We start from the raw sequence: 5,200 nt of genomic DNA, 5'->3' as shown, positions 1-5,200 counted from the left end.
GGCGGGGCACAGTATGAAAGCTTTGATTTTCCCGTCATGGTCGAGGCCACCACCCGTGTACGGTTTTATTATCAGTTACCATCAGAACAAGAGCTGAAAAATGACAGCACTCTCGATAAAAACAAACCCATACTCAAGGCCGTGCATACCGATGAACGGCAGGTGTACCCCGATAAAGTCAAAGTGATCCAAGCTGTGATGGATGGTGACGGCATACGCGCCGATTTAACCGACGAACTCAGTTTGCATTGGCGACCATCAACAACCGGTCATGATGAGAGTGCTAACGCAGCACCACAAAGCAATGAAAGCCCCAACACTCTGAGCGAGAAGATCAACAATGCCTTGTGGGACTTAAAAGTCCATCCGCAGACCGAGGAAAATACTAATGATATTGTTGAGCCTAACCTTGAAGTGATTGTAAATTTCCCCGCAGAATTGAAGTTAAAAGCTGTGTATTTAGCCCTGCACACGGGCGAAGATGATGAGATGGATAAAAAATGGCTAACTGTACCTAAAGGAAAGCTCACTTTTGGCGTTGAAGGTAATGATGTTGATGGTGATATTTATTTTTCCCGCACAGCACATCTACCTCATTCAGGTGATACGGTCATTGGAACATCTGGAATAACCATTGGCAGAGGGCTCGACGTCGGCTCTAGAAAAGAAAAAGAAATACAAAAGTTATTCGATAAAGTCGCCGAACACTGTCGTCCTATTGCACCTGAGTTATTAGACTTTCTAAAAGCATCTGCAGGCATGAAAGGGGCAGCCAATAAAACAGGAAAAGGGTTAACTGGTGCAGCAAAAGAGGCTCATGTAGCCAGAGCAAAGGAACACGATAAAAAACTTGTTGGCCATTACAAAAAATATCAAAATTTAATCAGCAAAGACAAGCTCACTTTAACCCGAAAACAACAATATCATCTATTTATGGCCATATATGGAGATTACGAGGATAAAACAAAATACTTACTCACAAAAGCAGATGTTAGAAAAGAAGTAGGTATTGTTGATTGGAGCAAGTTACCGAATAATGTCAAAGAGGTGTTAGTTGATATGACTTATCGTGGTGATAATACAGGAAAGGGAGATAGTCGCGGCTCGACTCGTGCTTGGTTTATACCAGCATTAGAAGCTGACCAAAAAAGTGGCGTTGTTGGCGAACGATCTGAGTTTTACAAAGTTATAGATGATGAATATAAATGGAATACCACTTATGGTGTTGATAATAATAGAATAAGAGAAAGAACAAAATGGATAAAATAATAAAAGTTGCTTTAACTTGTATTTTGACTGTATGTACATACTCATCTTTTGCAGATGATCATTTTGATATAAATAATATTGTTTATTATCAATCAAATTATGACTATAAAACAAAGAAAGAAGACATTATTGCCTATGTATTAAAAGATGATCCGTGTGTCACAGTGAAAACACTATCTAATGATAAAACAAAGAGATATTGCAAAATGGGTGATTCAGGTTTAAATCTTCAAACTAATAACCCGACTATTTACGCTATGAAGTTATATGTATCTCCAGCCAGCGTAAACTTCATTGTTGCAGCACCATGGAATGAACAGCGATGTCGCATAATGGCAGTGTCTGAAGAGATATCTTGTCAATCAACTGGTCACTAGACTTCAATATGAGATGCTTATTGATCATTTTTTTTATGCTGTTGGCACCAGTTCAATCTAAAGAATTGAGTATCAATGAATTGATATTTTACAAATCAAATTATGATCCTATAAGCCAAAGGGAAACTTTTTCCGCCTACATGCTGAGAAACAATCCATGCCTATTTATTGAGGTTTTTTCTACTGGTGAAACGCTTAAATTTTGTAAGATAGAAGGAACCGATTGGGATTTAGAAAAAGACTTTCCTTCTATATTTATAGGTGAACAATCTGTTAATAGCAGTAGTGTATTTTTTACAGTAGCAGCCCCTCATAATGAGCAGAGATGTAGAGTTTTCGTACCCAGAAAAAAAATTACGTGTACCCCTACAGGTAATTAGCTCTTAATATTAATTCATCACACATTGGCATCATTTTCAGGTGCCAATGTTCCCAATATTCCCTCATATTTCAATTCATTTTTTTGCGTTCATCAAAAGCGTTCACATCAAGAGCAAAAGTGATCGTTTTTGATGCCGCCGTCCACTCTAGGTTACACTCTCGTATTAACCTAGAGTGAACGGCTCATCTGGCTTTGCGGGGAATTGCACACGCAAATTCACTTGGTGATAGCGTGAACGCAAAAAAAAGCCCCTAAAAAGGGGCTGTTCGCTGAAGTTGGGATATAACTTTGAGTGAACGATTAACACTCTTAGAGCCTAGTTGATTAACGCCCGTTTTTCTTCCCAATTTGAATACACCAAACGACTTAAATTTATCATCCTGCAGGAATCTCTTTTAACAGCTACTCGCTTTTCGCCATTTTCTTATATGACAGCTACTCACAGCGTTTTTTGACGGCAGTCTATTGATCTCAAAGAGCAGGATTAAGTATTGAGAACGGAGTGCGAATAAACTTAAAAAGTGAATAGGACACCCCGTTTATGGTGGTAGGCCTACTTCACATATCTTGCCTGCTTAATGCTGTTTATCTAAAGGTTAATTTAAGGGAAAATTTGGTTATATTTATTCCATTCAATTTCCGCTGAACGCGTAAAATTTGAGATTAAATACAAAAAATCGTCGAGTTTAAAAGGGTATTAGGGAAACCCTAAGCACACGAAAGTATACTTTCGACAGCGTGCCTATTATTTTTAACATTATGATTAGTGTGACTAAATTGTGAACAAATCGGCAAGAGGAATATTTACAAATCAAACATGCATAAATTAAAAAACAAAGTGTATTAAATATAGTTTCAAGTGTATTAAAACATTAATACACCCTCACTTATTCATCTCTACGAAAAACTTTTCACTTCAATTGATTAATAACGTTTTAATACAATGAGTATTAAAAGTGTATTATTTTTGATATTTTTTATTTAAAACAAAATCTTAATACGATTGTATTAAAATGTTAATACAGTTTTAATACGTTTACGATGGAATTTCAAACGGATTTTTTTAAAAAAACCTTAATATTTTATCATTATTTTTTGATTTAAAATCAATACGTTAAAATGTTTTATTGTGATTATTATTGATTTATCAATATAGCGTGGGGTGTGGGTCATGTTTAAGCTCAAGTCTAATCGGTTTGAGTTTATCCTTGAACCAATCAATTTTTAACTGAATTTTCCATTTTTCGTTAAGCAGGCATCGCCGTTTGAGGGTAGATTTAAGGCCACTTCCCAATTTTGAATAGACTGCGCTAATTCAAAAATCCCTCAGCAGCTCAAAATTTAATTTTAAATACCAAAGCCATGCAATGGGGTGTTTTTTTGAAGAAAGTCGCTTAAATCGCCATTTTTCCCCCTTAAAATGCGTTTTCGAACGCAGTGAGAGCATGAGAGCGGAGCGAAACCAAAACGCAACGCGTTTTTTCTTGTCGAGGTAACGCTTGTTAAACCCCATTCAGAGCGTCACACAGCCCCCTGCTAATGAAATTGCCTCCTCATCCTGCCTGACAGGCTTTTAAATTTGTTTTGGTTTTAAAGAGCCTTTCAGGGGCGTAGCCGAAATTCCGTTAGCGGATTGTGCTGTTTGCTCGCCCCTGCCAACGGCAGGAAATGGCGAGGCATTATCGCTTGTTTTTTTGCTTTTGGGGGATGCCGGAAACGAGCGAAGCGAGGGGAAGGGCTGGCGGGGGTGAAACCCCCAAGAAGGGTTATCACTCGCAAGTTTTAAAAAATAGTTAAGTTATCCACAGTTTGTTTCTTTTTATAATAATCTTTCTTGTTTTTATCTTGTTTTAAGCCTGCTTAAATTATTGATTTAAAGCTAAAATATGGATTAAAGGTGGAAGGATTCGTGGTTAAAGGTGGAAGGATTCATGGTTAAAGGTGGAAGGATTCATGGTTAAAGGTGGAAGGATTCATGGTAATACTCACAGGCTCTATTGGTGGAACTTGATACAAACGTTTTCTACCGATAGAATAAAAACAGGACTAATTTAATTCAGGGATCCATTTTTGAATAATTCTAATATCACCAAATCTAATAGCCTTATTGCAGCTTCTTATATGCTTAGCCTTCAAGAGCAAAGATTGATATTGGCTTGCCTATCTAAAATAGACTCAAGAGAGGAGACCCCAGACAGCATAGAGTTAACAGTGCAAGAGTTTTCGACTCTCATGGGGGTTAATCTTAAAAGAGCATATAACGAGCTCTATGATGCCGCTGAAAAGCTATATGACCAAAGCATCACGATTGAAAATGAGGATAGAGTAATTAAGTTTCGCTGGGTTCAACACCAAGTATTATGGCGTAAAGGAGAAGGGAAAATAACACTTACTTGGAGCAAGGAAGTAAAGGGGTATATCAGCCAGCTAAAGAATAGATTTACAACATACAAACTCAGACACATAGCTAACTTACAATCAATCTATTCAATGAGGCTATATGAAATATTAATGCAGTTTGATAGTACAAAACACCGACTAATTAAAGTTGAAGAACTAAGAAAAACATTCCTACTCAATGATAAATACCCTGAATTCAAAGATCTGAATAAGTATGTGATAAAAAATGCTGTTAATGAATTGAACCAACGCAGTGATTTAATTGTTTCTTACGACATAATTAAACAAGGCAGAAAAGCATCTGCTTTGAGGTTTGATTTCAAACAAGACAAAAATATGAAACTAAAAATGTAGAAAGGCTAAAGTAGAAGTGAACAGCTGAACAGTCAACTGAACACATAACAAATGAACAGGTGAACAAGTGGCAAGTGTTAATCTTAGTGAAGCATCTAGATTAGTATCAAAAAGTAGAACTACCATTTGGAAGTATATCAATGATGGCAAGCTTTCCATAACCAGAGATCACCGTAATCGCCCTTTCGTAGACACTTCGGAACTAATCAGAGTTTTCGGTGAAATAAAACAGAATAAAAAAAAAGTGAACACCAAAAGTGAACACAAGTTAACAGGTGACTATCACGAACTAATTACCACCATCAATGAACTAAAAAAAACCATAGAACATTTGACTCTGAGATTAGAACACAAGCCAATTGAAGCCGTCACATCAGCTCCCATTACAGAGCCCGTAAAAGGGCGCCCTGAAGATGAT

The 5,200-nt window shown here is 37.0% G+C and carries 3 protein-coding genes and 1 pseudogene; all 4 read left to right on the top strand.

Features of this window, described 5'->3' with window-relative positions; all coding sequences use genetic code 11:
- On the top strand, positions 1-1,269 hold a 1,269-nt coding region (locus Q0791_RS24345), incomplete at its 5' end, for an S-type pyocin domain-containing protein (RefSeq protein WP_299011853.1).
- Positions 1,257-1,646 (top strand): hypothetical protein, encoded by a 390-nt coding sequence (locus Q0791_RS24340; RefSeq protein WP_299011852.1) that lies wholly within the window; start codon positions 1,257-1,259, stop codon positions 1,644-1,646. The genes Q0791_RS24345 and Q0791_RS24340, both read left to right, overlap by 13 nt.
- Before the next feature lie 2,452 nt (positions 1,647-4,098).
- Entirely contained in the window at positions 4,099-4,782 is a 684-nt protein-coding gene (locus Q0791_RS24335) for a replication initiation protein (RefSeq protein WP_299011851.1), read from the top strand.
- A 67-nt stretch (positions 4,783-4,849) separates the two neighbouring features.
- A pseudogene (locus tag Q0791_RS24330) lies at positions 4,850-5,200 on the top strand (hypothetical protein); the annotation flags it as partial.

Source organism: uncultured Shewanella sp. (assembly GCF_947495455.1).
In the GTDB taxonomy this organism is placed as follows: domain Bacteria; phylum Pseudomonadota; class Gammaproteobacteria; order Enterobacterales; family Shewanellaceae; genus Shewanella.
The sequence above is the reverse complement of the archived record's forward strand: the minus strand, read 5'-3'. Positions and strand labels throughout refer to the sequence as shown.

Excerpts from the sequence above, each read along its gene's own strand:
- Q0791_RS24340 (WP_299011852.1), top strand. The coding sequence starts at position 1,257 with ATGGATAAAATAATAAAAGTTGCTTTAACTTGTATTTTGACTGTATGT.